A 25,086-nucleotide genomic window follows, 5' to 3' on the forward strand; every position below is an offset into this window, starting at 1 on the left:
GTGAGCACCCCCGAACTCCCCCTTGTGCAGAACGAAGAGGGCTGCGGCGACGACTGCGGCTGCGGCCCCGCCGAGTCCGGCCTGGACCCGGCCCTCGCGCAGCTGCTGGCCGACGCCGGCCTGGACCCGATCGAGGTCGAGGACGTCGCCCACATGGCGCTCTCCGAGGACCTCGACGGCGGCGAGGACGTCACCACCGTCGCCACCGTCCCCGAAGACGCCGTCGCCACCGCCGACTTCACCGCCCGCGAGGCCGGCACGGTCGCCGGCCTGCGGATCGCCGAGGCCGTGCTGTCGGTCGTCTGCGAGGAGGCGTTCGAGGTCGAGCGGCACGCCGAGGACGGCGACCGCGTCGAGCCCGGCCAGGTGCTGCTCTCCGTCACCGCCCGCACCCGCGACCTGCTCACCGGCGAGCGCAGCGCCCTGAACCTCCTGGGCCGGCTGTCCGGCATCGCCACCGCCACCCGCGCCTGGGCCGACGTCCTGGAGGGCACCGCGGCGCGCGTGCGCGACACCCGCAAGACCACGCCCGGCCTGCGCGCCCTGGAGAAGTACGCGGTCCGCTGCGGCGGCGGCGTCAACCACCGCATGTCGCTCTCGGACGCGGCCCTGGTCAAGGACAACCACGTGGTGGCCGCCGGCGGCGTCGCCCAGGCGTTCAAGGCCGTCCGCGAGATGTGGCCGGACCTGCCCATCGAGGTCGAGGTCGACACCCTGCACCAGGCCCGCGAGGTCATGGACGCCGGCGCCGACCTGATCCTGCTCGACAACTTCACGCCGATGGAGACCGAGGAGGCCGTGATCCTCAACCGGGAGCACAACAAGGGCCGTGCGGTCCTGGAGTCCTCCGGCCGCCTGACCCTCGACAACGCCCGCGCGTACGCCGACACCGGCGTCGACTACCTCGCCGTGGGCGCCCTCACCCACTCCGTGCGCGTCCTCGACATCGGCCTCGACCTGCGAGAGGCAGCGCGCTGATGCTGCTCACCATCGACGCCGGCAACAGCCAGACGGTGCTGGGGCTCTTCGACGGCGAGGAGATCGTCGAGCACTGGCGCATCTCGACCGACCCGCGGCGCACCGCCGACGAGCTGGCCGTCCTGATGCAGGGCCTGATGGGCATGCACCCGATGCTCGGCAGCGAGCTGGGCGACGGGATCCACGGCGTCGCGATCTGCTCGACGGTGCCGTCCGTCCTGCACGAGCTGCGCGAGGTCACCCGGCGCTACTACGGGGACGTGCCGGCCGTCCTCGTCGAGCCGGGCGTCAAGACCGGCATCCCGATCCTGACCGACCAGCCGAAGGAGGTCGGCGCCGACCGCATCGTCAACGCGCTGGCCGCCGTCGAGCTGTACGGGGGCCCGGCGATCGTCGTCGACTTCGGTACGGCCACGACCTTCGACGCGGTGTCGGCGAAGGGCGAGTACCTCGGCGGGGTCATCGCGCCGGGCATCGAGATCTCGGTCGAGGCGCTCGGCGTGCGCGGCGCGCAGCTGCGCAAGATCGAACTGGCCCGGCCGCGCAAGGTGATCGGCAAGAACACCGTCGAGTGCATGCAGTCCGGCATCGTCTACGGCTTCGCGGGCCAGGTCGACGGCGTCGTCACCCGCATGACCCGGGAGCTCGTCGGCCCCGACGGGGACCCCTCCGACGTCCGCGTCATCGCCACGGGCGGCCTCGCGCCGATGGTCCTCGGCGAGTCCACGGTCATCGACGACCACGAGCCGTGGCTGACCCTGATCGGCCTCCGGCTCGTGTACGAGCGGAACGTGGGCGCGTTCTCGTAGCGGCCGGCCCCCGGCCGGGGCGGGTGGCCGAGCCCCCCGCCCCGCCGGGCGCCGACGTCGGGTGACGCGCCGGCGGGCCCGCCCGCCGTGGCCCCGGGGGCACCGCCGCGGCCCGTCCGCCGCCCGCCGCGCCGGGAAGCGCGCGGTCAGGGGGTTTTGTCCGATTAGCGCGTATCTTCTGGACATGCCCACGCCCTACGGATCCCGCGGCGGCATGGCCTTCAGCGCTGCTGAGCTGGTCGTGCTCCGGCGGTCCCTCGCCCATGCCCTCCACTCCGGAACCGACCGGGCCCTGACGCCCGGGGAGGTCAAGGACTGCCTGCGGCTCGCGCAGGCCCTCGATGACGCCGTGCGTGAGGCCGAGCGGCTCAGAGCCTTCCTGCTCGACGACCTGCGCCGGTACCGGGAGGCCCTGCCCGGGAGCCTGGGCGGGTACCTGGAGATGCTCCAGGACGCGCTGGCCGCCGGGTACCAGCCGGTGCCCGACGACCTCGCCGCCCTGCGCGCCCTGCGCGGCAACCGGGTCGCCGCCGCGCTGCTGCAGCGCTGCCAGGTGCTCGCCGAGAAGGCCGTACGCGCCAAGCTCGGCGCCGCCCTCACGCCGGCGCCCCGGCTGCGGCTGCTGGCCCTGCCCGGCGGCGGGGAGCGCTCGCAGCCCGATCCGAAGCCCAGGCCCGACCCCGCCCCGGCCGAGCCCAAGGCGCCGCGGCCCGACCGGCCGATCCCGACGCCCGGCGAAGTCTTCCCGCCACGGCGGAAGCCGGCGCCCCCTGCCGAGGGGCGGGCCGCCGGGTAGCTACGCTGAGGGGCATGGACTACGTATCCGCGCTCGTGCCCCCCATCGTGATGGCCGCGTTCTTCATCGCCCTCGTCGTGACGATCGTGAAGAGCCAGGGCGGCGCCAACAAGGCGAAGGAAGACGCGGCCGTCGACGCCGCGCTCGCCCGCGCCGAGGCGACCCGGCAGGCCAAGAGCTAGCTCCGTTCCCTTCCCGTTTCTCCCGGGTCCGGGTTTCGGGGGCGCGGCGCGGGTTCCGCTTCGCTCCCGACCGCGACCGCAGGTTCTCTCCGACGGGCCCCGCCTCCTTGCGGCGGGGCCCGTCGGCGTTCGCCGGTCCGGCCGGGCCGGGCTCGGCCTTTCGCGGCGTGCGGCGATTTCGTCGCGCGAATAGCCGGGCAATTTTGGACATCTCGCACTATGGTGCTGGTGTGCCTCGCCCCTTGGGAGAACTCGAAGACGCCGTCATGACGCGGGTGTGGCAGTGGAACCGCCCGGTCACCGTTCGGGAAGTGCTGGAGGACCTCCAGAAGGAACGGTCCATCGCGTACACCACCGTGATGACCGTTATGGACAATCTCCATCAGAAGGGCTGGGTCCGCCGGGAAGCCGAAGGCCGCGCCTATCGATATACGGCGGTCTCCACCCGCGCCGCCTACTCGGCCGCACTGATGAACGAAGCCTGGCAGACGAGCGACAACCCGGCCGCCGCCCTCGTCGCCTTCTTCGGCATGATGTCGCCCGAGCAACGGGAGGCGCTGCGCGACGCCGTGCGCATCGTGCAGCCCGCGGAGGACGCCGACGGGGCCGACGGGGCCGAAGCCCCCGACGAGGACGGCCCGGGCGATGCCGGCGCACCGCCCGGGGACGCGGGGCGATAGCGTCCCCCCATGGACGCACAGCATGGCGATTCGCATCCGGAGGAGTTTCCCGGTGCGAATGCAAAAGCCGTAACGATCCGGCGGGCCCGCACCACGGATGTGGCCGCCCTGCGCGGCCTGCTCGACCAGTACGTGGGCCAGCGCATCCTGCTCGACAAAGCCCCGGTGACCCTTTACGAGGACATCCAGGAGTTCTGGGTCGCGGAACGCGAGCTCGACGGCCGGGTCGTGGGCTGCGGCGCCCTCCACGTCATGTGGGAGGACCTCGCCGAAGTCCGCACACTCGCGGTCGACCGCGAGCTGAAGGGGGCCGGAGTCGGGCATCAGCTGCTGGACAAGTTGTTGCAGACCGCCCGCTGGCTCGGCGTGCGCCGGGTTTTCTGCCTCACCTTCGAAGTCGACTTCTTCGCGCACCACGGCTTCGTCGAGATCGGCGAGACGCCGGTCGACACCGATGTCTACAGTGAGCTCCTGCGTTCCTATGACGAGGGCGTCGCCGAGTTCCTGGGTCTCGAACGAGTGAAGCCGAACACCTTGGGCAACAGCCGGATGCTTCTGCACCTCTGAACGAGTGCGGGAAGCAGTCCCTCGATCACACCCCGTTCGTACCGGCTATTCCGCCCGGCGGTCCGGCCGTGGCCTATGTCCGAATCGCGTGCGTTTCCCGTCGTGTGGAGCTCCTGAACCTCTCCCGGGGGTTTGTGTTTTCCAGGCAAAAGCGGTTTCCTTTCCGCGTACTGCATTTTCGATGAAAGGAAATCCGGTGGCACAGAAGGTTCAGGTCCTTCTTGTCGACGACCTCGACGGTGGCGAGGCGGACGAGACCGTGACGTTCGCGCTGGATGGCAAGTCCTACGAGATCGACCTCACCACCGCCAACGCGGACAAGCTCCGCGGTCTGCTCGAGCCGTACACCAAGAGCGGGCGTCGCACCGGCGGCAGGGCCGCCGCGGGCCGTGGAAAGGGTCGTGCCGCTTCCGTGGCCAGCCCCGACACCGCCGAGATCCGCGCCTGGGCGAAGGCGAACGGCTTCAACGTGAACGACCGCGGCCGCGTGCCCGCCGAGATCCGTGAGGCCTACGAGAACGCCAAGGGCTGACCCGCCCGAGCGGGGTTCCCGGTACGGGCCAGCCGCGCGCGATGACATTCGGTCGCCGCGGCGCCCGCCAGCCGGGCCAGATCGGGAGCCGCCCCGGCCGCGCCGGGGGCTCCCCGGCCGGTCCCGCCGCCCATGGCGGCCAGGGCCGGCAGCAGTGCCTCGCACCCCGGCTCCGGGGGCCGCAGCCAGACGGCGGCCCCCGCCGGGTCACCCCCGGCCGGGCCGGGGGGCTCGGGCGCGGTGATCCGACCGCCGGCCCCGAGGGCGGTGAGGTCCAGTGGGACCCCGCCCCATTCCAGCCATTCGAGCAGCCCCGGCAGCTCGTCCGCGCTCCCGGCGGCCACCAGGAGCCGCATCCGCCGTCCCATCAGGGCCACGGGCCCGGTCGGCACGCCGCGCCGCAGTACCGCGTAGCCCGCGTCCGCCGGGAGCTCCAGGACGTCGAAGCGCACACCGGTCAGCAACTGGACGGGCGGCCCCCCCGGCACCGGCTCGGCCACCGGCCAGCCGAGCACGTGCGCGTACCAGTGGACGAGGGCCGCCTGGGCGGCACCGGACCGGTACGACGCGCCCAGCGGCGCGCGGGGCGGCGGGACGGTGTGGGCCATGTCCAAGCAAACTCCCGAAACGCCCGCGGGTTACGCACCGTGCACCAGGAGGTGCGGAGCGTGAACTTCCACCGAGGGGTGTCCCGCATTTGAGACGCAACTGTGTTCGCCCGTAGCGGAGGGAACCGGTGTGGAGGGCATGGAGTGTCCGTGCCCACGGGTAAGACATTCCTAGTGGATCGGGGCGACACGCTGATTAACCCGGCTCCCGTTCGCCATCGGCGTACTCGTGAGACGGGTATCTGTCTGGCCTGCGGGAACATCGTCTCGCACCATCGGGTTAGAGCAGTTGTCGGCTGTGCAGGGCGGGTTTTCCCCAACGACGGGGGTGAGCCGTGGACGGATGTCGGCAGTTGGAATGAGCTGTCCCGCCCCGCGGGACTAGCATGCGGAAGGACAGGGCGGGGACCGACCCCGAACTGCCCGACCGCTCTGAGGAGCGAATAACGATGTTCGAGAGGTTCACCGACCGCGCGCGGCGGGTTGTCGTCCTGGCTCAGGAAGAAGCCCGGATGCTCAACCACAACTACATCGGCACCGAGCACATCCTCCTGGGTCTGATCCACGAGGGTGAGGGTGTCGCCGCTAAGGCCCTGGAGAGCCTCGGGATTTCGCTCGAGGCTGTTCGCCAGCAGGTCGAGGAGATCATCGGGCAGGGCCAGCAGGCGCCGTCCGGTCACATCCCCTTCACCCCGCGGGCGAAGAAGGTCCTGGAGCTGTCGCTCCGCGAGGCCCTCCAGCTCGGCCACAACTACATCGGCACCGAGCACATCCTGCTCGGCCTGATCCGCGAGGGCGAGGGCGTCGCCGCCCAGGTCCTCGTGAAGCTGGGCGCCGATCTCAACCGGGTCCGTCAGCAGGTCATCCAGCTGCTCTCGGGCTACCAGGGCAAGGAGACCGCCACCGCCGGCGGCCCGGCCGAGGGCACCCCTTCGACCTCGCTCGTCCTGGACCAGTTCGGCCGCAACCTCACCCAGGCGGCCCGCGAATCCAAGCTCGACCCGGTCATCGGGCGCGAGAAGGAGATCGAGCGGGTCATGCAGGTGCTGTCCCGCCGTACCAAGAACAACCCGGTCCTCATCGGCGAGCCCGGCGTCGGCAAGACCGCCGTCGTCGAGGGACTGGCGCAGGCCATCGTCAAGGGCGAGGTGCCCGAGACCCTCAAGGACAAGCACCTCTACACCCTGGACCTCGGCGCGCTCGTCGCCGGCTCCCGCTACCGCGGTGACTTCGAGGAGCGCCTGAAGAAGGTCCTCAAGGAGATCCGCACCCGCGGCGACATCATCCTGTTCATCGACGAGCTCCACACCCTCGTGGGTGCGGGTGCCGCCGAGGGCGCGATCGACGCCGCGAGCATCCTCAAGCCCATGCTGGCCCGCGGTGAGCTGCAGACCATCGGCGCCACCACGCTGGACGAGTACCGCAAGCACCTGGAGAAGGACGCGGCCCTGGAGCGCCGCTTCCAGCCCATCCAGGTCGCGGAGCCCTCGCTGCCGCACACCATCGAGATCCTCAAGGGTCTGCGCGACCGCTACGAGGCCCACCACCGGGTCTCCATCACGGACGAGGCCCTCGTCCAGGCGGCCACCCTCGCCGACCGGTACATCTCGGACCGCTTCCTGCCGGACAAGGCGATCGACCTGATCGACGAGGCCGGCTCCCGGATGCGCATCCGCCGGATGACCGCGCCGCCGGACCTCCGCGAGTTCGACGAGAAGATCGCGGCCGTCCGTCGGGACAAGGAGTCCGCGATCGACTCCCAGGACTTCGAGAAGGCGGCTTCTCTCCGCGACAAGGAGAAGCAGCTGCTGGCGGCGAAGACCAAGCGCGAGAAGGAGTGGAAGGCCGGCGACATGGACGTCGTCGCCGAGGTCGACGGCGAGCTGATCGCCGAGGTCCTCGCGACCGCCACCGGCATCCCGGTCTTCAAGCTGACCGAGGAGGAGTCCTCGCGTCTGCTGCGCATGGAGGACGAGCTCCACAAGCGCGTCATCGGCCAGAAGGACGCCATCAAGGCGCTTTCCCAGGCGATCCGCCGTACCCGCGCCGGTCTGAAGGACCCCAAGCGTCCCGGTGGCTCGTTCATCTTCGCCGGCCCCTCGGGCGTCGGTAAGACCGAGCTGTCCAAGACGCTGGCCGAATTCCTGTTCGGCGACGAGGACGCGCTGATCTCCCTCGACATGTCGGAGTTCAGCGAGAAGCACACGGTTTCCCGCCTCTTCGGTTCGCCCCCCGGTTACGTGGGCTACGAGGAGGGCGGCCAGCTCACCGAGAAGGTGCGCCGGAAGCCGTTCTCCGTCGTCCTCTTCGACGAGGTCGAGAAGGCGCACCCGGATATCTTCAATTCCCTGCTGCAGATCCTGGAGGACGGTCGCCTGACCGACTCCCAGGGCCGCGTCGTGGACTTCAAGAACACGGTCATCATCATGACGACCAACCTGGGTACGCGGGACATCTCCAAGGGCTTCAACCTCGGCTTCGCGGCCACGGGTGACGTCAAGACCGGCTACGAGCGCATGAAGGCCAAGGTCAACGAGGAGCTGAAGCAGCACTTCCGCCCCGAGTTCCTGAACCGTGTCGACGACACGGTGGTCTTCCACCAGCTCAGCCAGGAAGACATCATCCAGATCGTCGACCTGATGGTCGCGAAGGTGGACGAGCGCCTCAAGGACCGCGACATGGGCATCGAGCTCAGCGGCGAGGCCAAGATCCTCCTGGCCAAGCGCGGCTACGACCCGATCCTGGGCGCCCGCCCGCTGCGCCGGACCATCCAGCGCGAGATCGAGGACATCCTCTCGGAGAAGATCCTCTTCGGCGAGCTGCGCCCCGGTCACATCGTGGTCGTCGGCACGGAGGGTGAGGGCGAAACCGCCAAGTTCACCTTCCGCGGCGAGGAGAAGTCCGCCCTGCCGGACGTGCCCCCGATCGAGGCCACGGGCTCCGGCCCGGACCTGAGCAAGGGCGCGTAACGCACGCGGGCACAGCACGACGGGGCGGCCCCGGAACCCACGAGGTTCCGGGGCCGCCCCGTTTCTGCGTGCGGGCCTCAGACGCGGATCACGGTAATGCCTTGGGGAAGCAGCCGACCGAAGTTGAAGTCTCCTTGTGTCGGGGGTACGTGCAGAGCCGCCAGCTGGGGAAAGAGCTCAGGGATGCGCTTGATGAGTGCTTTGGTGAGTTCACGGCTCCCGGGGAGCGTCAGATTCTTGACGCCTGGCAGCACAACCCACGGTCTGGCGCAGGCCAGAGAGGGCGCCGGCAGCTGCAGGGTGGCGAGGTGCTGAAGCGGGGTGATCTCCGCCCAGCCCCGGGCGTCACGAGGAGCAGCGCCGGAGTCCAGGGCCAGGGAAGTGAGCTGCGGGTGGTGGTGCAGCCCCAGGGGCCGGTCGGGGTGCCAGATGGTGCGTTCCATGGCGAGGCTGTGGAGGGAGACTCCGGGGCCGAGTTGCGCGGCGATGTCGATCGGACCGTCCTGGACGGTCACGCTCTTCAGTGCCGACCAGCTCCGGAGGACCGGTAGCGCCGTCCTCCGCTGGTTCAGCGACAGCCGGGCATTCTGGATGCCGATATCAGTGAGGGCGGAGAGATCGTCCAGCTGCGGGCAGGTGTCGAAGGTGACGTTGGTGAGCCCGTGGGCCCTGCCCCGGAGGAACTCGAGATCCTCCAGCAAGGGGTTCCCGAAGACGAACAGCCTGGTCAGCGGGACCCGTGCAGCGTAACGGGCCAGGGCGGCGGGGGTGACGCTGCCGTTGCACTGCAGCCACCGGGCCGGCCGAACGTCCGCCAGTACGTCCAGTTGTTCGTCCGTGGTCACGAGGGCGAGACTCGTCGGGCTCATGCGGGCGATGACCTCCTCCCCGTACTCCCGTGTCCCGAACTCGGCCCAATGCCGGAAGAGCTCGATCTGCACCATGGACCACGAATGGCCGGCGAACCGGGCCAGGTACGGCAGGGCGGTCGGCGAACCGGCGGCGGCGCCGGTGGCGGCGACGAAGGTGTAGTAGGCCGTCCACTCGTCGAGATCCTCCGGGTCCGGGAGGAGCCCGAGCAGCATCGGTCCTACCGACGAGAGGTCCAGGGCCTCTGAGGGGCCCGCGGGCGGTATCAGCTCCTGTGCGCGGAGGGTGACGGCGTCACGCACCTCCGGATCGACCTCGGGCGCGTGCGGCAGGCTCGCGTAGGCGAGCAGCGTGGCCCGTGTGCTCGCACTCCGGGCCAGCAGGCCCCGCAGGATCTCCGTCCGCTCACGGGGGCGGGCCTGGGCGACCGCCATGCGGATGACGTCGTCCCACTGGTCGTCGTCGGCGTGGGCGGCCAGCTCCCCGAAGCTGCCCTCGTCCACGACCGCTCGCGCGCCGAGGAAATCCTGGAACGTGCGGTGGACGAAGTCGACCCGGCCGGGAGCCGGGGTGCGCAGGAGGCCGCTGCGCAGGAGCAGGTGGGCGAAGACCTCCCGGCCGTCGCCCAGTGCCGCGGCCTCCGGGAGCGCGGGCAGCGCGTCCTGGACCAGGGCCTCCGCGCGGCTGCGGTCCATCTCGGAGGCGTTGTTGCGGATCAGCCAGTACGCGAGGCGCTGGAGCAGTTGGAGCTGGGTTTCCTCGCTCACCTGGGGCACCTCCAGGCTGCGCTCCCGGTCACGGCGGCTCAGCAGCATGGACAGGGCCGCCGAGTACAGGTCCTTGCGTCCGAGGGGGAGGAAGCCGCGGCGGTCGCGGTGGAGGGCGCAGATCAGCCCGCACATCAGCGGGTTGGTCGCGAGCCGGCCCAGGTCGACGTTGGCCCGTACGGAATGCAGCAGCTGGCTCTCGTATTCGGCGAGCGCGGCGTCCTCCTCCTCGCCCCCCGTGCGCGCGGCCGCGTGCCAGCGCCCGAGGAACGTGGCCACGTCGGCGTGGCCCATGGGGGACAGGGCGAGCTCGGTGAAGGATTCCTCGCGCAACCAGTCCTCGATGACGGCGGAGGGCCGACAGGTCAGCAGCCAGCGATTGCCCGGGTAGAGGCCCGCAAGGTCGACGAGCCACTCGCGGACGCGGCGTCGGGCGCCCTCCGGGATCTCGTCGAGGCCGTCGACCAGGACGAGCCCGCGCCCCTGGGTGAGCACCCGGTCCTCCCATCCCGGGGGCTGCTCGCCGGCCAGCGGGACGCCGACGGCGGTGAGGAACTCGCGCGGCGCAGGCAGGTGGACGTGCTGGCGGGTGAGGGTGCGCAGCGGCAGGACGAAGGGGATCTTGTCGTGGAGGTAGGCCATGCGCCCGTCCGGTACGGGGCGGGCGGCGGAGACGGCGAGCCACTGGATGAGGGTGGTCTTACCGGAGCCTGCTTCGCCGCGCAGAAGGACGCGAGGCCGGTCGGCCAGGGCCTGGTCGGCGGGGCGTGGGCCGGGGGTGTCGAACAGGGCCCAGACACGGCCGTCCGCATCGGTCACGGCCCCCCTCGGAGCTGTGGGGTGAGCCGTCGCCTCCAGGCTCATGTACGCCGCGTCGAGGGGCCACTTCCCCGGGGTGCGGGTGAGGTCGATGCCGAAGATCGTCAGGGTGCTGTGCTTGCGGACGACGTAGTCGAGGTAGCGGCGCTCGAAGGCGGTGTCGCGGGCGTCCTGGCGGGGGATGCGGGCCACCAGCTCGTCGACCTTGGCGACCAGCTCGGCCTGGCGGCGGGACTGGTGGACCAGGGTGGCCGCGACGAAGGCCGAGCGCTGGGTGAGGAAGTGGAGGACGTGCAGGCAGGCGGTCTCCAGGACCCGGTCGTGGAGGTAGGCGGCCTGTTCGGAGAGGCCGACGGGAGGGGTCCGGGCGCGGAGGGCACGGGCCAGCGCCAGGTGGCCGAGTTCGACGGCCTCGGCGTCGGTGAGGTCGAGGTCGGCCAGGCCGTACAGGGTGGCGGCCAGGGCGGCGGCCACGCCCGCCTCCTCCCCGGGCGGGAGGGCGCGCTCGCCCGGGGCGTTGAGGGCCGCCTCGACCAGTTCGGCGGCGACGCGGTCGAGGTCGGCGCGGTCCGGGGCGCGTTTCTCGCGCCAGGAGACGTAGGACGAGATGCGCGCGGGCCGGTCCACCAGCCCTGCGCCGGGGCCCTCCGACATGCGGAAGAGCTTCTTGACGATGGGGCCGATCACGGTCGATGCGAGGCGTAAGCCCGCCTGGGCGACTGGGTCCACGACGCGTGAGCGTAGCGATCGGTTGTCCGGCTTTCGTCCCGAAACGGACAGGAGATGGTCCGGGGCCGGTGACAAGCCGCACATGGGATCAAGGGCGTACGAGCGGAAATAGTAGATCGAATCGGGCGTCCGAAGGGGTGGAAGTGCAGGAAAAGGCTCGTCAACGGGACAAATCACACCCCCCCTGTTACGGGCTTGCGTAGTAATTGGGGGGTTTGGGGAAGCCCGGGAGCCCGGGTTACCAATGTGAAGCCAGCCCGGCTGCAACGTGCCGGGCTGATTGCGTGCCCGAGTCCCCCTCGGGCCTGCGGTCCGGTCCGTGGGAGTCCTTCCCGCGGCTCACGGCCGAGTCCCTGTTCCCCAGCCGGAGGTTCATCAAGATGTCGAAGCGCGTCGCCACCACCCGAGTCCGTTCGTCCCGCATCCGTACCCGCAGCGCCGTCGTGGCCGCGGGCCTCGGTGCCCTGCTGACGATCGGGGCCGGCCAGGCCGCCTTCGCCGACTCGATGCCCGCCTCGGCCGCCAAGACGGCCGTCGTCAAGACCGTCGCCGCCAAGCCCGCCAAGCCCGCCGCCCCGGCCAAGGCCACCGCCTGGGTCCGTCCGGTCGCCGGCTACACCCTGTCCGCCAGCTTCGCGCAGGCCGGCTCCATGTGGTCGCACAAGCACTCCGGCCAGGACTTCGCGGTCCCGGTCGGCACCGCGGTCAAGGCCGCGCACGCCGGTACGGTCGTCAAGGCCGGCCCGAACGGCGGCGGCGACGGCCCGGCGTACGGCAACGCCATCGTGATCAAGCACGCCAACGGCACGTACTCCCAGTACGCCCACCTGTCGCGGATCCAGGTCACCGTCGGCCAGAAGGTCGCCACCGGCCAGCAGATCGCCCTGTCCGGCAACACCGGCAACTCCAGCGGTCCGCACCTGCACTTCGAGATCCGCACCACCCCGAACTACGGCTCGGCCGTGAACCCGGTGTCCTTCCTGCGCACCGCCGGCGTCACCGTCTGACGCCTCCCCCCTGGGGACTACTTCAGTCGCGGGGCCCGTGATGGGCCTGCGTGACCATGTCGATGGCGACCTCGAGAACGGCCCGGGCCTTCTCCTCGGGGTCGCCTTCGACGCTCTGCATGAAGAACATGCCGGCGTGCAGGGTGAACAGCGCGCTGACGCAGCGGACCCGGTCGGCCATGCTGAAGTCCGGCTCCTGGACCAGCTCGCTCAGTGAGATCACGCGCTCCTTGAACGACTCGCCGATGCTCAGCTCGCGCACCGTCGCCTGGTTCTCCTGCATGAAACGGAACAGCGGCGCAGCACCCGTCAGCGCGGCGTGGTAGCGACGGATGATCTCCTGCTTGGTCTCCAGCGTGCGCGGCTGCGCGCCGGCCCAGGCGATCAGCTCGTCGAGCGGCCGGGTGTGGTCCTCGAAGACGCCGATCAGGATGTCTTCCTTGGTCTTGAAGTGGTAGTAGAGCGCCGCCTTCGTGACCTCGAGCCGCTCCGCGATCTCGCGCAGCGACGTCTTCTCGTACCCCTGCTCGGCGAAGAGCTCCAGCGCGACGTCCTGGATGCGCTGGCGGGTGTTCCCGCGGCGCGGCTGCGGCGTGCTGGCGCTGGTCATGGCTCTCCCCGACTTACTTACTTGACGCCCGGCTAGTGACGGGTCTACTTTCACCAGTGTAGTGAACTAGCCGGGCGGCAAGTAAGTATCGGCGCCAAGTAAGTACCACCGGCGACTGGGTACCACCACCGGCGAGCAAGTACCAGCAGCAAGGCAGTACCAGGGGAGTGGCGATGAGCGAGAAACCGGTCAAGAGCGAAGTGGGGGCGGCGCAGGCGCCGGCCGGAGAAGTGGACGGGCCCAAGCCCCGCAGTGTCCGAGTGGTGCTGATGGCGCTGATGATCGCCATGCTGCTCGCGATGCTCGACAACATGATCATCGGTACGGCGATGCCCACGATCGTCGGCGAGCTCGGCGGTCTCGAGCACCTGTCGTGGGTCGTCACCGCCTACACCCTGGCCACGGCCGCCTCCACCCCGATCTGGGGCAAGCTCGGCGACATGTACGGCCGCAAGGGCTCGTTCCTCAGCTCGATCGTGATCTTCCTGGTCGGCTCCGCGCTCAGCGGCATGGCCCAGGACATGGGCCAGCTGATCGGCTTCCGCGCGATCCAGGGCCTGGGTGCCGGTGGTCTGATGGTCGGCGTCATGGCGATCATCGGCGACCTGATCCCGCCGCGTGAGCGCGGCAAGTACCAGGGCATGATGGCCGGCGTCATGGCGCTCGCCATGATCGGCGGCCCGCTGGTCGGCGGCACCATCACCGACCACCTCGGCTGGCGCTGGTCCTTCTACATCAACCTGCCGCTCGGCGCGGTCGCGCTGGCCATGGTCTCCGCAGTGCTGCACCTGCCGAAGAACCGCAAGAAGGCGAAGATCGACTACGCGGGCGCGGCGCTGCTGACCGTCGGCATCACCTCCATCGTGCTCGTCACCACCTGGGGCGGTACGGAGTACGCGTGGGGCTCCGGCGAGATCATCGGCCTGATCGTCGCGGGCGTCACCGCGATCGCCGCCTTCCTGTTCGTCCAGACGAAGGCGTCCGAGCCGGTCATGCCGCTGCACATCTTCCGCAGCCGCAACTTCACGCTCATGTCGGTCATCGGCTTCCTGGTCGGCTTCGCGATGTTCGGCGCGGTGGTCTACCTGCCGCTGTTCCAGCAGGCGGTGCAGGGCGCCTCGGCCACCAACTCCGGTCTGCTGCTGCTGCCGATGCTGCTGTCGATGATGGTCGTCTCGCTGATCGCGGGCCGGGTCACCACCAACAGCGGCAAGTACAAGGTCTTCCCGATCGCGGGCGGTGCGCTGATGGTCGTCGGCCTGTACCTGCTCGCGCAGATGGACACCGGTACGTCGCGCCTGGTCTCCGGCGTCTACATGGCGGTCCTCGGCGCCGGCCTCGGCTTCCTGATGCAGATCACGATGCTGGTCGCGCAGAACAGCGTCGAGATGAAGGACATGGGCGTGGCCTCGTCCACGACCACCCTGTTCCGTACGCTCGGCGGCTCCTTCGGCGTCGCGCTGATGGGCTCGCTGTTCACCACCCGGGTGCAGGACACCATGTCCGAGCGGCTCGGCTCGGCGGGTGCCGGCGCGACCGCGGGCTCCGCCCAGCTGGACGCGGCGAGCCTGGCGAAGCTGCCGGCCGCGGTGCGCGAGGCGTACCAGCACGCGGTGGCGGCGGGTACGCACTCGGCCTTCGTGCTCGGGGCGGGGGTCGCGGTGCTCGGGTTCCTGGTGGCGCTGTTCGTCAAGGAGGTCCCGCTGCGGGGGGCCGGGCCGGAGGAGCCGGAGGCTCCCGAGGCGGGCGCCGACGCCGGCTCGGACTCCGGTACCGACTCCGCCGACCAGGCCGGTCGGGAGGCCGTCGCCCGCTGACGGGCGGGTCCCACGGTCCACCTCCCCTGGTGGAAGGGCCCCCGGCACCCTCTGGGTGTCGGGGGCCCTTTTCGGTTGGTGCGGGCCGTTGCCCTGCGGGGCCGGTCCCCTCCCCGCCCTTTCACCGTTTCCCGGGGCTCCGCCCCGGACCCCGGTCGGCTCCGCCCCGGACCCCGTCGGCTCGGTTCGGACCCCGTCGGCGGCTGTCCGGGTCCACCGACCCAAGGCGGGAGTGCCGTCCCGGGGCGTGTGGGGGAGGTGCTTGAGGCGGTAGGGCCTGCAGGCCCTACCGCCTCAAGCGCCGAGGGGACCCACACACCACGGGACGGCCCCCACCGACCGAGGCGAACGACGCCGAAACGGAGCCCCGGCGAGCCGCCTGAGCAGCCGCGGACCCACGGGGACCCACGGGGAATTGGGCACTCACGGGAAGCCATAGAGACCCACGGGGTGCCACGGGGCACCCACGGGAAGCCATGGCGACCCACGGGGAAATGGGCACCCGCGGGAAGCCATAGGGACCCACAGGGAGTCACGCCACGGCCACCCAAGGGGCCCCACGCGGCCCCACCGAGGAGGTCAGCGCCGGCGGCCGCGCGGGGTGGGCTTCGGGGGTTCCGGGAGCTGGATGATCGGGAAGCTGCCCGTCGCCGTGGGGGCGTGTTCCGGGAGCCAGAGGACCGCGACCGCGCCCGCGCAGGCGCCCTCGCGTTCGATGCCGCCCGGCGCGGCGACGTTCCGGAACGTGAGGCGGGCACCCAGGACCCGGGCCTGGCCGGCGGCGATGGTCAGGCCGAGGCCGTGGCCGACGCCCGCCCGGTCGGTCGAGCCCGTGCGGAACCGGCTCGGTCCCTCCTTGAGCAGTGCCTCCGGGAAGCCGGGGCCGTGGTCGCGCACCCGGACCACCCGGCCCTCGACGTCGACCTGCACCGGTTGCCTGCCGTACCGGGCCGCGTTGGCCAACAGGTTGCCGAGGATGCGCTCCAGCCGGCGCGGGTCCGTGGCGACGATCTCGTCCGCCACCACCCGGACCGTGGCCTCCGGCATCAGGACGGTGACGCGCCGCGAGACGAACTCGCCCAGCGCCACCTCCTGGAGCTCGGCCCGCTCCGAAGCGCTGTCCAGACGGGCCACCTCCAGCACGTCCTCGACCAGCACCCGCATCGCCTGCGCCCGGTCCCGCACGAGCTCCGTCGGCCGCCCGGGCGGCAGCAGTTCGGCGGCCGTGAGCAGGCCCGTCACGGGCGTGCGCAGCTCGTGCGCGATGTCCGCCGTCACCCGCCGCTCGGCCTCCAGCCGCTGCTGCAGCGCGTCGGCCATGCGGTCCACGGCCCGTGCGAGGTCGTCGGTCTCGTCGCGTACGACGCCCCCGACCGCGTCCCGGACCCGTACGTGCGGGTCGCCCTGGGCGACCTTCCCGGCCGCGGCCGCGGCCTTGCGCAGCCGGCCCGAGATCTGTCCCCCGATGAGCACGCCCAGCGCGGAGCCGGCCACCACCACGGACACCGAGCCCACGACGAGCGCCTCGTCGAGGGCGCGCATCATGTTCGCGTTCTCCTGGAAGGAGTTGTGCAGCGACAGCACCTGCCCGTTGCCGAGCGGCACCGCGGCCCACACCTCCGGGGCACCGCCCGGGTGTTCCTGCACGTACGAGCCGCGACGTCCCGAACGGGCCTTCTCGCGCAGCTCGCGCGGCAGGTCGGGGTCGTTCAGCTTCGCGCCCAGCGGAGGCTTCTTCGTCACCTCGGCGCTCTTCGAGAGGAACTGGACGCGCTCCATCTGCACCTCGCGCGCGCTCTGCAGCATCGAGACGCGGGCGGCGTTGTGCACCACCAGGCTCAGCGCGAGCGCGATGAGCGCGCCGACGGCGGCGATGGCGAAGCTGATCTTCCAGCGGATGCCCGTGCGGAGTCTGACGCGCCTCATCCGGCGAGCCCCGGGCAGGTCGTGGGCTCTGTGTCTCGGCTCATGCCTTCTCGTATCGCCTCGTGCTCGGCGCGTGCCCGCGTGCGCGGCGCGGCCCTCCGGCTCATGCCTTCAGCTTGTATCCGAAGCCGCGGACCGTCTCGATCCGGTCCTGGCCGATCTTGGTGCGCAGTCGCTGGACGTGGACGTCCACCACCCGGGTGTCCCCACCCCAGTCGTAGTCCCAGACCCGCTCCAGCAGCCGGTCGCGGGAGAGCACGGTGCCCGGCGCGGTCGAGAACTCCAGCAGCAGTCGCATCTCGGTCGGGGTCAGCGCGACCGGCGCCCCGCCCTTGCGCACCTCCATGCCCTCGGTGTCGACCTCCAGGTCCCCGAAGGACAGCACCCCGCGCTCGCCGCCGAGTTCGTCCTCGGCCGCCGCCCCGCCGTTGCCGCCGGCGTGCCCGAAGCGGCGCAGCACCGCCCGGATCCGGGCGACCAGCACCGCGCCGTCGAAGGGCTTCGTCACGTAGTCGTCCGCGCCCGCCTCCAGGCCGAGCACGACGTCGATCGAGTCGGCCCGCGCCGACAGCATGATCACCGGCACGGTGGACTCGTCACGGATGCGCCGGCACAGGCTCACCCCGTCCATGCCCGGCACCATCACGTCCAGCAGCGCGATGTCGGGCCGCTTCTCCCGGAAGGACTCCAGCCCCGCCAGCCCGTCGGGCCGGGCGGTCACGACGAAGCCGTCGCGCTCCAGAGCGAGGGTCGTCGCCTCGCGGATGACGTCGTCGTCCTCCACGAAAAGCACATGCGTCTCGGCCATCCGCTGCTCTCAGCCCTTCGAGGTGATGGCCGGGGCGGGCTGGCCCCCGCCGTCGGCCGTGTTGCTGAAATCCGTGTGCACCCTGTCGTGCAGGGTGAACTTGTCCCCCGACCACCGGTACGTGATCACGTCCTGGCCCGACGGGTAGGCGATGGAGTCGCCCTTGCCGTAGACCTCGCGGGTGAGCACGAGGTCGCCGCGGTCGATCTCCGCGTACACGGGGGCCTCCTCGGAGGCGAAGACGTTCTGGAACTTCTCGCCGTCCTTGCGGTACACGAACGTGCCCACCCCCACGGCGTCGGCGCAGGACAGCACGTTGACGATCACGTCGTCCGTGCTGTTCGCGGTGACCTTCCCGTACGTCACGTCCACCGGGTACTGCTTGCCCACGCACGGCTTGAGGTCGCGCTTGAGCTGCGCGCTGACCTTCGCGTCGGCCTTCACCAGCGCCACGGCGTCGACGCGCTCGAACGTCGGCAGCGACGAGGCCCGCGGGGTGGGGGCGGTCTTCGCCGCCGACTCCGTGCTGGCGGGACCCTCGTCCTTCAGGCCGGTGCCGTTCGAGGAGCAGCCGACCATGAACAGCACTGAGCCGACGAGGACGACCGTCCCCGCCGACATCAGTACGAGTGAGCCCCGGCTGTCCCGGTCGAGGCATCTGCCACTCAGGCCGCGCAACGCACCCGCCCCTCGTTCCGCATGTCGTGGTGGTGGTGGTCGCCGCGCTCGAGGGCGCGCATGTCGAGGTTGCGGCTCTCGAGCTCCTGACGGAGCCGGGCCAGCGCGCGGTGCAGTGTGCTCTTCACAGTCCCTGCCGACATCCCGAGCGCCGCGGCCGTCTCCTCGGTGCTCATCTGCTCCCAGTGTCGCAGCACCACGACACTGCGCTGCTTGGGCGCGAGAACCTTGAGGATGTCCATCAGCAGGGCGCGGTCGGCGCGCTGCTCGGCGCCGTCCTCGACGCTCGCGTCGGGCAGCTGCTCGGTGGGGACCTCCTCGAGCTTGCGGGCCCGCCACCACTCGGTGCGCGTGTTGATCATGACGCGGCGGAGGTAGGCGTCCGCGAGCGACTTGTCGGCGATGCCGTCCCAGCGGCCGTACGTCCGGACCAGCGCGGTCTGGAGCAGGTCCTGCGCGTCGGTCGGGTCCGGGACCAGGCGGCGGGCACTGCGCAGCAGCGCGTCCTGGCGGGTACGTACGTACTCCTCGAATCCGAGCACCTCGCCGTGCGCCATGTCAGACCGCCTCCGTTCCTGTCCGTCCGTGCGTCTCCTGCTTACGGATTCGAAGGTACGGAGGGGTTGTCACGAGGCTGTGCGGTCCAGACCTCGGTGGACGCACGGAAAGCCATAGGTTGTGTAACAGCCCCTGGGGCGACGGTTTCCGAGCTGGTGCCGGAGCGCGACATTCCACCCCCGTGGACGGGGGAAGGGCGGACGGGGGACCGGCTCCCGCAGGGCAACGACCCGCACGGGAGCCGGAGTCGGCGCGCGACCGGGCGCCGGGAGGGGCGGGGTTACGTCAGGGGCAGGCGGTACAGGCGGCCGGCCAGCGGCTCGACCAGCCCGTCCGAGACCAGGCCGTCCAGGGCCCGGGCCCGCTGCACCGGCTCGTCCCACACCGTGTCCAGCACGGCCTGCGGCACCGGCCCCACCGCGTCCCGCAGCACCGCCAACAGCCGCCCGCGCACCTGCCGGTCGGTGCCCGCGTAGGTCTGGCCGCGCCGCGGCGGCCCCTGGTGCGCCGGCTTGCCGGCCAGCCGCCAGGCGCAGCGCGCGGCGATCGGACAGCGTTCGCACGACGGGCCCTTGGCGGTGCACACCAGCGCGCCCAGCTCCATCGAGGCCGCCGCCCAGGCCGCGGCCGTCGGCTCGTCGTCGGGCAGCAGGGCCCGGGCCAGGCGCCGTTCGGCGGCGGTGGTGGCGTTCGGCGGGTACTCGGTACCGGTGACGGCCCGGGCGAAGACGCGGCGGACGTTGGTGTCGAGGACCGCGTGCCGCTGCCCGTACGCGAACGAGGCGACCGCCGCCGCCGTGTACTCGCCGATGCCCGGCAGGGCCAGCAGCTGGGCGTGGTCGCGCGGTACGTCGCCCCCGTGGCGTTCCGTTATCGCCACCGCCGCCCCGTGCAGCCGCAGCGCCCGGCGCGGGTAGCCGAGGCGGCCCCAGGCGCGGACGGCCTCGCCGGGCGCCTCGGCCGCGAGGTCGGCCGGGCGGGGCCAGCGGGCCAGCCACTGCTCGTACACCGGGAGCACCCGGGCGACCGGGGTCTGCTGGAGCATGAACTCGCTGACCATCACGCCCCAGGGGCCGGCCTCGGGGTGCCGCCACGGCAGGTCGCGGGCGTGCCCTTCGAACCAGTCGATGACGGGGTCGTGCAGCTCACCGGGCGCCACGGCGCCACCGGCGTCCCGGAGCGCGGGGTCCGGGGTCCCGGCGGCGGGGGCCGGGACGGGGGAGGAGGGGGAGTCGGGAATGGCAGTCATGACACTCCGCATCCTGGCACGTTTCGGGGGTGCCGCGCGGACCTCATGGCGGAGCCCGGCTCCGTGCGGTGGGGCGGGGGCTCCGGCGGGCTCGCTCCGGGGGTGGGTCCCGTGGTGTGCGGGTCCCCTCGGTGCTTGACGTGTCGTGGCCTGCAGGCCCTGCGGCAGGCCCACCCCGGAGGCTTCGGGGCTTCGCCCTGGCCTTCGGCCACCTCCGGCCCGGGCCTGCCTCCGGACCAGCCTGCCACGACACGTCAAGCACCTCCCCCACACACCACGGGACCCACCGGGCACCGCCGAGGATGCGGCTGCCCGGGTCCGCCGGTAGGCGGTCAGCCCCGCCCGTGGCCGCGGTGGTCACCGTGCGCGTACGGCGGGGTGCCCGCGGGCCCCGTCCCGGACGGGGCGTACGCGCGGGCGGCGCCGGGGGCACCGGGGCCGGCGGTCCCGTATCCCTGGGCCGGCACGGCCGGCCCGCGTCCGCCGGGGTGCCGGCCGGCGGCCGGCGGCCGGCCCGGGCCCGCGAACCAGGCGAAGGCGGCCGTGCCGGAGGCGCGCATGGCCTCCAGGACCCGGCCCAGCGGCCACGTCAGGGCGGCCACCGTCAGGGCCGCCGTGGAGGCGCCCAGCACGAGGCCGATGCCGACGTCGTGCGGGTAGTGCACGCCCACGAACACCCGGGAGAAGGCCATCAGCAGGGCCATCGGCAGCGTCACGAACCCCAGCCGCGGCAGCGCGAGGGCCAGGGCGACGGCCGCGGCGCCGGCGATCGTGGAGTGGTTGCTGGGGAACGACCAGTCGCCGTGCGGAGGGCACGTCACGAGCGAGGCCGCCGCTCCCGCCACGGCCCGGCACGGCCGCTCCTCGTGCACGAGCGACTTGAGGAGCTCGGAGACGATGTACGCGAAGGCCGTCGCGAGCGGTGCCAGCACGGCGAGGGAGAGCGCGCGCACGTCCCCGGTGCGGGCCCGCCACCACACGACGACGAACAGCACACCGAACAGCAGCAGTCCGGCCTCGGTCCACAGTTCGGCCACGGTCTGAAGCCAACCGGGCGTGGAATGAGCGAAATCCGTGACATCGCGATAGAGGTCGGAGGTGTCCATGGTCACCGACAGTACGTAAAGCCGACGTGTGACGGTAACCGGCCCCTCACGTGACCCTTAACCTCCGCGTGCGATGGCGGGCGCGGTCGGCGTACGAGCGCGGAATGATGATCGCCAAATCTCGCGCGCCGCGCGGCGGGTGACCAGCGCACGCGCCCCGATCTCTCGTACAGTTCGCTGCGTGGGATCTCTGCGCAATCCGGTCGGGCCGCTCCCCTCCTCCATCTACTGGCGAAGGAGGGCCGTACTGGCGTCCGTCGTGGCGCTGCTCGCCATCCTCGCCACGTGGGTCGTCAGTTCCGGCGCCAAGCCGGGGAGCACGGACGCCAAGAACGCCTCCCCGCACTCCAACACCCCCATCACCCCCGGGGCCGACCCCTCCGGGTCGCCGATCACCCGGTACCCGGGCGGTCGCGGCGCGTCGGGCGGCGGCACCGGGAGCGGTACGGGATCCGAGGACACCGGCGGCGGCTCGGCCGGCAGCGCCTCGGGCGCGGACGGCGGCGCGGACTCCGGCACCGACGCGGGCGGCAAGAACGGCGACCCCGGCGGTGGTTCCGGCGGTGCCGAGCCGGCCCGGGTGCCGGCCGGCTCCCAGCTGCCCAACTGCGCGGCCGGCGCGGTCCGGTGGACCGTGCGCAGCGTCAAGAACAGCTACGAGCCCACCGAGCGGCCGCGGTTCGAGCTGACCGCCACCAACACCTCGGGCACCAGCTGCAAGCTGGACCTCGGCCCGCGCACCGCGGTGCTCACGATCACCCGCACCGGCGACGACAAGGCCGTGTGGTCCTCCGCGGACTGCCCGAGCGGCGCGGGGACGGTGTACTACCGGGTGCCGGCGCAGACGGAGATCCGGCACGCGGTGGAGTGGGACCGCAAGGCCAGCGACGCGGCGAAGTGCACGGCACCGCCGGCGGCTGCGGCCGAGCCCGGGACGTACCTGGTGGAGGTGCGGTCGCCGGGACTGCCGGTCGTGCAGACGTCGTTCGTCCTCGACCGGGACTGACGGGGCCGGAGCGGGCCGGACGGCCGGACCGCGTCGTACGGCCGGACCGGGTCGACCGGCCCGACCCGCGTTGCGGGCCGGTGGGACCGGTCCGTAACGCGGCCCGATCCGTCCCGTTCTAGACGTACCGCTCCAGGATCGAGGACTCGGCCAGGCGGGACAGGCCCTCGCGCACGCTGCGGGCGCGGGCCTCGCCGACGCCGTCCACGGTCTGGAGGTCGTCCACGCTCGCGGCCAGCAGCTTCTGCAGCCCGCCGAAGTGCTCGACCAGCCGCTCGATGATCGCGCCCGGCAGCCGGGGGACCTTGGCCAGCAGCCGGTAGCCGCGCGGCGAGACCGCCGAGTCGAGGGTCTCCGGGGAGCCGCTGTAGCCCAGGGCCTTGGCGACGATCGGCAGCTCCAGCAGCTCGGCGTGCGTGAGGGCGTCGAGGTCGGCCAGCGCCTCGTCGACCGTGCGGGAACGCTTCGCCGTCGGCTCCGGCACGTAGTCCCGCGCGACCAGCTCGCGCTCGCCCTCCACGCCCACGGTCAGCTCGTCGAGCTGGAGCGAGAGCAGGCGGCCGTCCGTACCGAGCTCGACCACGTACTCGGCGATCTCGGTGGCGATCCGGCGGACCATCTCCAACCGCTGTGCGACCGCGGTCACGTCCCGGACGGTGACCAGGTCCTCGATCTCCAGCGCGGAGAGCGTGCCCGCCACCTCGTCCAGGCGCAGCTTGTACCGCTCCAGCGTCGCCAGGGCCTGGTTGGCGCGGGACAGGATCGCCCCGGACTCCTCCAGCACGCGCCGCTCGCCGTCCACGTACAGGGCGATCAGCCGCATGGACTGGGAGACGGAGACGACCGGGAAGCCGCACTGCTTGGAGACGCGGTCGGCGGTGCGGTGCCGGGTGCCGGTCTCCTCGGTGGGGATCGACGCGTCCGGCACCAGCTGCACGCCGGCCCGCAGGATCTTGGTGATGTCCTTGTCGAGGATCAGCGCGCCGTCGAGCTTGCACAGCTCGCGCAGGCGGGTGGCGGTGAACTCGACGTCGAGCACGAAACCGCCGGTGCACATGGCTTCGACGGTCTTGTCCATGCCGAGGACGATCAGGCCGCCGGTGTTGCCGCGGACGATCCGCTCCAGTCCGTCACGCAGGGCCTGACCAGGCGCGACGGCGCTCAGGGAAGCGCGTACCAGCGCCTCGTGCTTGGAGCTCGCGCCGGACTTCCCGGGTGCTGCTGCCCCGTCCTTGGCTGCCACTGCACTCCTCCGGTCGCGGTTGCGGTGCCCGTAGACGGCCGGGCGGACCAGCCCAAAGTCTACCGGCGCGCCCTGCCGGCCCCTGGTGCCTTGCCCGACCTGACCGGTTCGGACCCCGATCCGCACCCCGACACCGCACCCCGGCGCATCCCCTCCGCATCCCGATCCCACGTCGATCCGGATCTCGGTCCGGACCCGCCGGTACGTTTCCGGACGCCCGCCCGGGGCGGGCTGGCTGCTACTCCGCCGCCGGCCGCCGCGCCGCCGCCCGGGACCGCGGGAGCACCCGCAGCGCTTCGCCCATGTCCGCGACCTCCGTGACGCGCATGCCGGGCGGGACCTTCCCCGGGTCGCCCGGTACGAGGGCGTGCGTGAAGCCGAGCCGGTGCGCCTCGGCCAGCCGCCGCTGGACGCCGGTCACCCGCCGCACCTCGCCCGCGAGGCCGACCTCCCCGATCGCCACCAGGTTCTTCGGCAGCGGGGTGTCGCTCGCCGCCGAGGCCAGGGCCAGCGCGATCGCCAGGTCCGCGGCCGGCTCCGAGAGCTTCACCCCGCCCACGGTCGCGGAGTAGATGTCCCGCTTGCCCAGCGCGCTGATCCGGCCGCGCTGCTCCAGCACCGCGAGCATCATCGACACCCGGGAGGTCTCCAGGCCCGAGGTGGTGCGTCGGGGCGAGGGGATCTGCGAGTCCACCGTCAGCGCCTGCACCTCGGCCACCAGCGGCCGGCGGCCCTCGAGCGTCACCGTCAGGCAGGTGCCCGGCACCGGCTCGTCGCGCCGGGTCAGGAACAGGCCGCTGGGGTCGGCGAGCCCGGTGATGCCCTCGTCGTGCAGCTCGAAGCAGCCGACCTCGTCCGTCGCGCCGTACCGGTTCTTCACGCCGCGCACGAGCCGCAGCCGCGCGTGCCGGTCGCCCTCGAACTGCAGCACCACGTCCACCAGGTGCTCCAGCAGGCGCGGGCCGGCGATCGCGCCGTCCTTCGTCACGTGGCCCACCAGCAGGGTGGACATGCCCCGGTCCTTGGAGGCCCGGATCAGCGCGCCGGCCACCTCGCGCACCTGCGCCATGCCGCCCGGCGCGCCGTCGATCTCGGGGGAGGCCACGGTCTGGACGGAGTCGAGGACCAGCAGGGAGGGCTTGACCGCGTCGAGGTGCCCGAGCACCGCCGACAGGTCGGTCTCCGCCGCCAGGTACAGGTGGTCGCTGAGGGCGCCGATCCGGTCGGCCCGCAGCCGCACCTGGCTCGCCGACTCCTCGCCCGTCACGTACAGCGTCCTGTGCGCCTCGCTCGCCGCCTTGGCCGCGACGTCCAGCAGCAGGGTCGACTTGCCGACGCCCGGCTCGCCCGCCAGCAGCACCACGGCCCCGGGCACCAGGCCGCCGCCGAGCACCCGGTCCAGCTCGTCCACACCCGTCGCACGGGCCGTCGCCTGCCGGCCGTCCACCTGCGCGATCGGCAGCGCGGCCGTGGAGACCCGGCCGGCGGCGGTCGTGCGGACGGCGGGTGCGCCCATCTCCTCGACCGTGCCCCAGGCCTGGCACTCGGGGCAGCGGCCGAGCCACTTGGCCGTGGTCCAGCCGCACTCCGTGCAGCGGTAGGAGGGCCGGTCCTTGGCGGATGAGCGGGATGTACGGGCAGCCATGCGCCCCACCGTAGCGGGCACCACCGACAGCGCCCCCGGACCGCGGACGGTGGGAAGGGTGCCGGGAGCGGCGGGCGGGCGGCCGTGCCGAGGGGCGGGTGGACCGGTGCCGGGCGGGAACGGACGG

Annotated in this window: 22 protein-coding genes; 11 read left to right on the forward strand and 11 right to left on the reverse strand. The window is 72.1% G+C overall.

The window, feature by feature from the left end; genetic code table 11:
• The 7 genes from nadC to ACIQCH_RS16645 all read left to right on the forward strand — a co-directional run bounded on the left by nadC (position 1) and on the right by ACIQCH_RS16645 (position 4,544).
• Positions 1-978 (forward strand): carboxylating nicotinate-nucleotide diphosphorylase, encoded by a 978-nt coding sequence (gene nadC / locus ACIQCH_RS16615; protein ID WP_402581389.1) that lies wholly within the window; start codon positions 1-3, stop codon positions 976-978.
• Entirely contained in the window at positions 978-1,787 is an 810-nt protein-coding gene (locus tag ACIQCH_RS16620) for a type III pantothenate kinase (RefSeq protein WP_030199736.1), read from the forward strand. Before nadC ends, ACIQCH_RS16620 begins: the two co-directional genes overlap by 1 nt.
• A gap of 184 nt (positions 1,788-1,971) precedes the next feature.
• Positions 1,972-2,583, forward strand: a complete 612-nt coding sequence (locus ACIQCH_RS16625; RefSeq protein WP_402581390.1) for a hypothetical protein — start codon at positions 1,972-1,974, stop codon at positions 2,581-2,583.
• A gap of 14 nt (positions 2,584-2,597) precedes the next feature.
• Positions 2,598-2,765 (forward strand): hypothetical protein, encoded by a 168-nt coding sequence (locus tag ACIQCH_RS16630; protein WP_030199741.1) that lies wholly within the window; start codon positions 2,598-2,600, stop codon positions 2,763-2,765.
• Between the two features lie 230 nt (positions 2,766-2,995).
• Positions 2,996-3,445 carry a BlaI/MecI/CopY family transcriptional regulator gene (locus tag ACIQCH_RS16635; protein ID WP_402581391.1) on the forward strand — a complete coding sequence of 150 codons (450 nt, stop codon included), beginning with the start codon at positions 2,996-2,998 and terminating at the stop codon, positions 3,443-3,445.
• 9 nt (positions 3,446-3,454) lie between these two features.
• Positions 3,455-4,012 carry an amino-acid N-acetyltransferase gene (locus ACIQCH_RS16640; RefSeq protein ID WP_402581392.1) on the forward strand — a complete coding sequence of 186 codons (558 nt, stop codon included), beginning with the start codon at positions 3,455-3,457 and terminating at the stop codon, positions 4,010-4,012.
• 196 nt (positions 4,013-4,208) lie between these two features.
• Positions 4,209-4,544, forward strand: coding sequence for an Lsr2 family protein (locus ACIQCH_RS16645; protein WP_030199749.1), 336 nt, complete (start codon positions 4,209-4,211; stop codon positions 4,542-4,544).
• Here ACIQCH_RS16645 and ACIQCH_RS16650 read toward each other — a convergent pair.
• Entirely contained in the window at positions 4,523-5,152 is a 630-nt protein-coding gene (locus ACIQCH_RS16650; RefSeq protein WP_402581394.1) for an SCO3374 family protein, read from the reverse strand. The genes ACIQCH_RS16645 and ACIQCH_RS16650 overlap by 22 nt on opposite strands.
• 449 nt (positions 5,153-5,601) lie before the next feature.
• Here ACIQCH_RS16650 and ACIQCH_RS16655 point away from each other — a divergent pair, with 449 nt between their 5' ends.
• On the forward strand, positions 5,602-8,121 hold the full coding sequence (locus tag ACIQCH_RS16655) for an ATP-dependent Clp protease ATP-binding subunit (RefSeq protein WP_402581395.1): 2,520 nt from the start codon (positions 5,602-5,604) through the stop codon (positions 8,119-8,121).
• A 77-nt stretch (positions 8,122-8,198) separates the two neighbouring features.
• Here ACIQCH_RS16655 and ACIQCH_RS16660 read toward each other — a convergent pair whose 3' ends face one another.
• Positions 8,199-11,306 (reverse strand): NACHT domain-containing protein, encoded by a 3,108-nt coding sequence (locus ACIQCH_RS16660; RefSeq protein WP_402581396.1) that lies wholly within the window; start codon positions 11,304-11,306, stop codon positions 8,199-8,201.
• A gap of 380 nt (positions 11,307-11,686) precedes the next feature.
• Between ACIQCH_RS16660 and ACIQCH_RS16665 the strand changes: the two genes are divergently transcribed.
• The gene (locus ACIQCH_RS16665) at positions 11,687-12,313 is read left to right on the forward strand and encodes a M23 family metallopeptidase (RefSeq protein ID WP_402581440.1); all 627 of its coding nucleotides are present in this window, start codon (positions 11,687-11,689) and stop codon (positions 12,311-12,313) included.
• 22 nt (positions 12,314-12,335) lie between these two features.
• Here the strand turns inward: ACIQCH_RS16665 and ACIQCH_RS16670 are convergent, their stop codons facing one another.
• A complete protein-coding gene (locus ACIQCH_RS16670; protein ID WP_402581397.1) occupies positions 12,336-12,923 on the reverse strand; it encodes a TetR/AcrR family transcriptional regulator in 588 nt (195 codons plus the stop codon).
• Between the two features lie 269 nt (positions 12,924-13,192).
• On the opposite strand from ACIQCH_RS16670, the gene ACIQCH_RS16675 reads away from it, so the two are divergent.
• Complete coding sequence (locus tag ACIQCH_RS16675; protein WP_402581442.1) at positions 13,193-14,740, forward strand: MDR family MFS transporter; 1,548 nt, start codon at positions 13,193-13,195, stop codon at positions 14,738-14,740.
• Positions 14,741-15,319: 579 nt separating this feature from the next.
• Here the strand turns inward: ACIQCH_RS16675 and cseC are convergent.
• From cseC to ACIQCH_RS16705, 6 genes are all read right to left on the reverse strand, one after another.
• Complete coding sequence (gene cseC, locus ACIQCH_RS16680; protein ID WP_402581398.1) at positions 15,320-16,666, reverse strand: two-component system sensor histidine kinase CseC; 1,347 nt, start codon at positions 16,664-16,666, stop codon at positions 15,320-15,322.
• Between the two features lie 103 nt (positions 16,667-16,769).
• Positions 16,770-17,474, reverse strand: a complete 705-nt coding sequence (gene cseB, locus ACIQCH_RS16685) for a two-component system response regulator CseB (protein WP_030199770.1) — start codon at positions 17,472-17,474, stop codon at positions 16,770-16,772.
• Between the two features lie 9 nt (positions 17,475-17,483).
• Entirely contained in the window at positions 17,484-18,095 is a 612-nt protein-coding gene (locus ACIQCH_RS16690) for a hypothetical protein (protein WP_402581399.1), read from the reverse strand.
• A gap of 44 nt (positions 18,096-18,139) precedes the next feature.
• Positions 18,140-18,709, reverse strand: coding sequence for a SigE family RNA polymerase sigma factor (locus ACIQCH_RS16695; RefSeq protein WP_402581400.1), 570 nt, complete (start codon positions 18,707-18,709; stop codon positions 18,140-18,142).
• A gap of 281 nt (positions 18,710-18,990) precedes the next feature.
• On the reverse strand, positions 18,991-19,959 hold the full coding sequence (locus tag ACIQCH_RS16700; RefSeq protein WP_402581401.1) for an A/G-specific adenine glycosylase: 969 nt from the start codon (positions 19,957-19,959) through the stop codon (positions 18,991-18,993).
• A 332-nt stretch (positions 19,960-20,291) separates the two neighbouring features.
• Positions 20,292-20,996 carry a phosphatase PAP2 family protein gene (locus ACIQCH_RS16705; protein WP_402581402.1) on the reverse strand — a complete coding sequence of 235 codons (705 nt, stop codon included), beginning with the start codon at positions 20,994-20,996 and terminating at the stop codon, positions 20,292-20,294.
• Between the two features lie 250 nt (positions 20,997-21,246).
• Between ACIQCH_RS16705 and ACIQCH_RS16710 the strand changes: the two genes are divergently transcribed.
• The gene (locus ACIQCH_RS16710) at positions 21,247-22,071 is read left to right on the forward strand and encodes a hypothetical protein (RefSeq protein WP_402581404.1); all 825 of its coding nucleotides are present in this window, start codon (positions 21,247-21,249) and stop codon (positions 22,069-22,071) included.
• Positions 22,072-22,189: 118 nt separating this feature from the next.
• Here ACIQCH_RS16710 and disA read toward each other — a convergent pair whose 3' ends face one another.
• Positions 22,190-23,314 carry a DNA integrity scanning diadenylate cyclase DisA gene (gene disA / locus ACIQCH_RS16715; protein WP_402581406.1) on the reverse strand — a complete coding sequence of 375 codons (1,125 nt, stop codon included), beginning with the start codon at positions 23,312-23,314 and terminating at the stop codon, positions 22,190-22,192.
• Positions 23,315-23,552: 238 nt separating this feature from the next.
• Complete coding sequence (gene radA, locus ACIQCH_RS16720; RefSeq protein WP_402581408.1) at positions 23,553-24,959, reverse strand: DNA repair protein RadA; 1,407 nt, start codon at positions 24,957-24,959, stop codon at positions 23,553-23,555.
• Positions 24,960-25,086 lie beyond the last annotated feature (127 nt).

This window comes from Streptomyces sp. NPDC093225 (assembly GCF_044753805.1).
Lineage (GTDB): Bacteria > Actinomycetota > Actinomycetes > Streptomycetales > Streptomycetaceae > Streptomyces.

Bases quoted from the DNA above. Each gene is read 5' to 3' on its own strand.
- ACIQCH_RS16630 (WP_030199741.1), top strand. From the start codon at position 2,598: ATGGACTACGTATCCGCGCTCGTGCCCCCCATCGTGATGGCCGCGTTC.
- ACIQCH_RS16690 (WP_402581399.1), bottom strand. From the start codon at position 18,095: ATGTCGGCGGGGACGGTCGTCCTCGTCGGCTCAGTGCTGTTCATGGTC.
- ACIQCH_RS16620 (WP_030199736.1), top strand. From the start codon at position 978: ATGCTGCTCACCATCGACGCCGGCAACAGCCAGACGGTGCTGGGGCTC.
- ACIQCH_RS16695 (WP_402581400.1), bottom strand. From the start codon at position 18,709: ATGGCGCACGGCGAGGTGCTCGGATTCGAGGAGTACGTACGTACCCGC.
- ACIQCH_RS16655 (WP_402581395.1), top strand. From the start codon at position 5,602: ATGTTCGAGAGGTTCACCGACCGCGCGCGGCGGGTTGTCGTCCTGGCT.
- cseC (WP_402581398.1), bottom strand. From the start codon at position 16,666: ATGAGGCGCGTCAGACTCCGCACGGGCATCCGCTGGAAGATCAGCTTC.
- ACIQCH_RS16650 (WP_402581394.1), bottom strand. From the start codon at position 5,152: ATGGCCCACACCGTCCCGCCGCCCCGCGCGCCGCTGGGCGCGTCGTAC.
- ACIQCH_RS16700 (WP_402581401.1), bottom strand. From the start codon at position 19,959: ATGACTGCCATTCCCGACTCCCCCTCCTCCCCCGTCCCGGCCCCCGCC.
- ACIQCH_RS16625 (WP_402581390.1), top strand. From the start codon at position 1,972: ATGCCCACGCCCTACGGATCCCGCGGCGGCATGGCCTTCAGCGCTGCT.
- ACIQCH_RS16670 (WP_402581397.1), bottom strand. From the start codon at position 12,923: ATGACCAGCGCCAGCACGCCGCAGCCGCGCCGCGGGAACACCCGCCAG.
- cseB (WP_030199770.1), bottom strand. From the start codon at position 17,474: ATGGCCGAGACGCATGTGCTTTTCGTGGAGGACGACGACGTCATCCGC.
- radA (WP_402581408.1), bottom strand. From the start codon at position 24,959: ATGGCTGCCCGTACATCCCGCTCATCCGCCAAGGACCGGCCCTCCTAC.
- ACIQCH_RS16675 (WP_402581442.1), top strand. From the start codon at position 13,193: ATGGCGCTGATGATCGCCATGCTGCTCGCGATGCTCGACAACATGATC.
- ACIQCH_RS16665 (WP_402581440.1), top strand. From the start codon at position 11,687: ATGTCGAAGCGCGTCGCCACCACCCGAGTCCGTTCGTCCCGCATCCGT.
- ACIQCH_RS16640 (WP_402581392.1), top strand. From the start codon at position 3,455: ATGGACGCACAGCATGGCGATTCGCATCCGGAGGAGTTTCCCGGTGCG.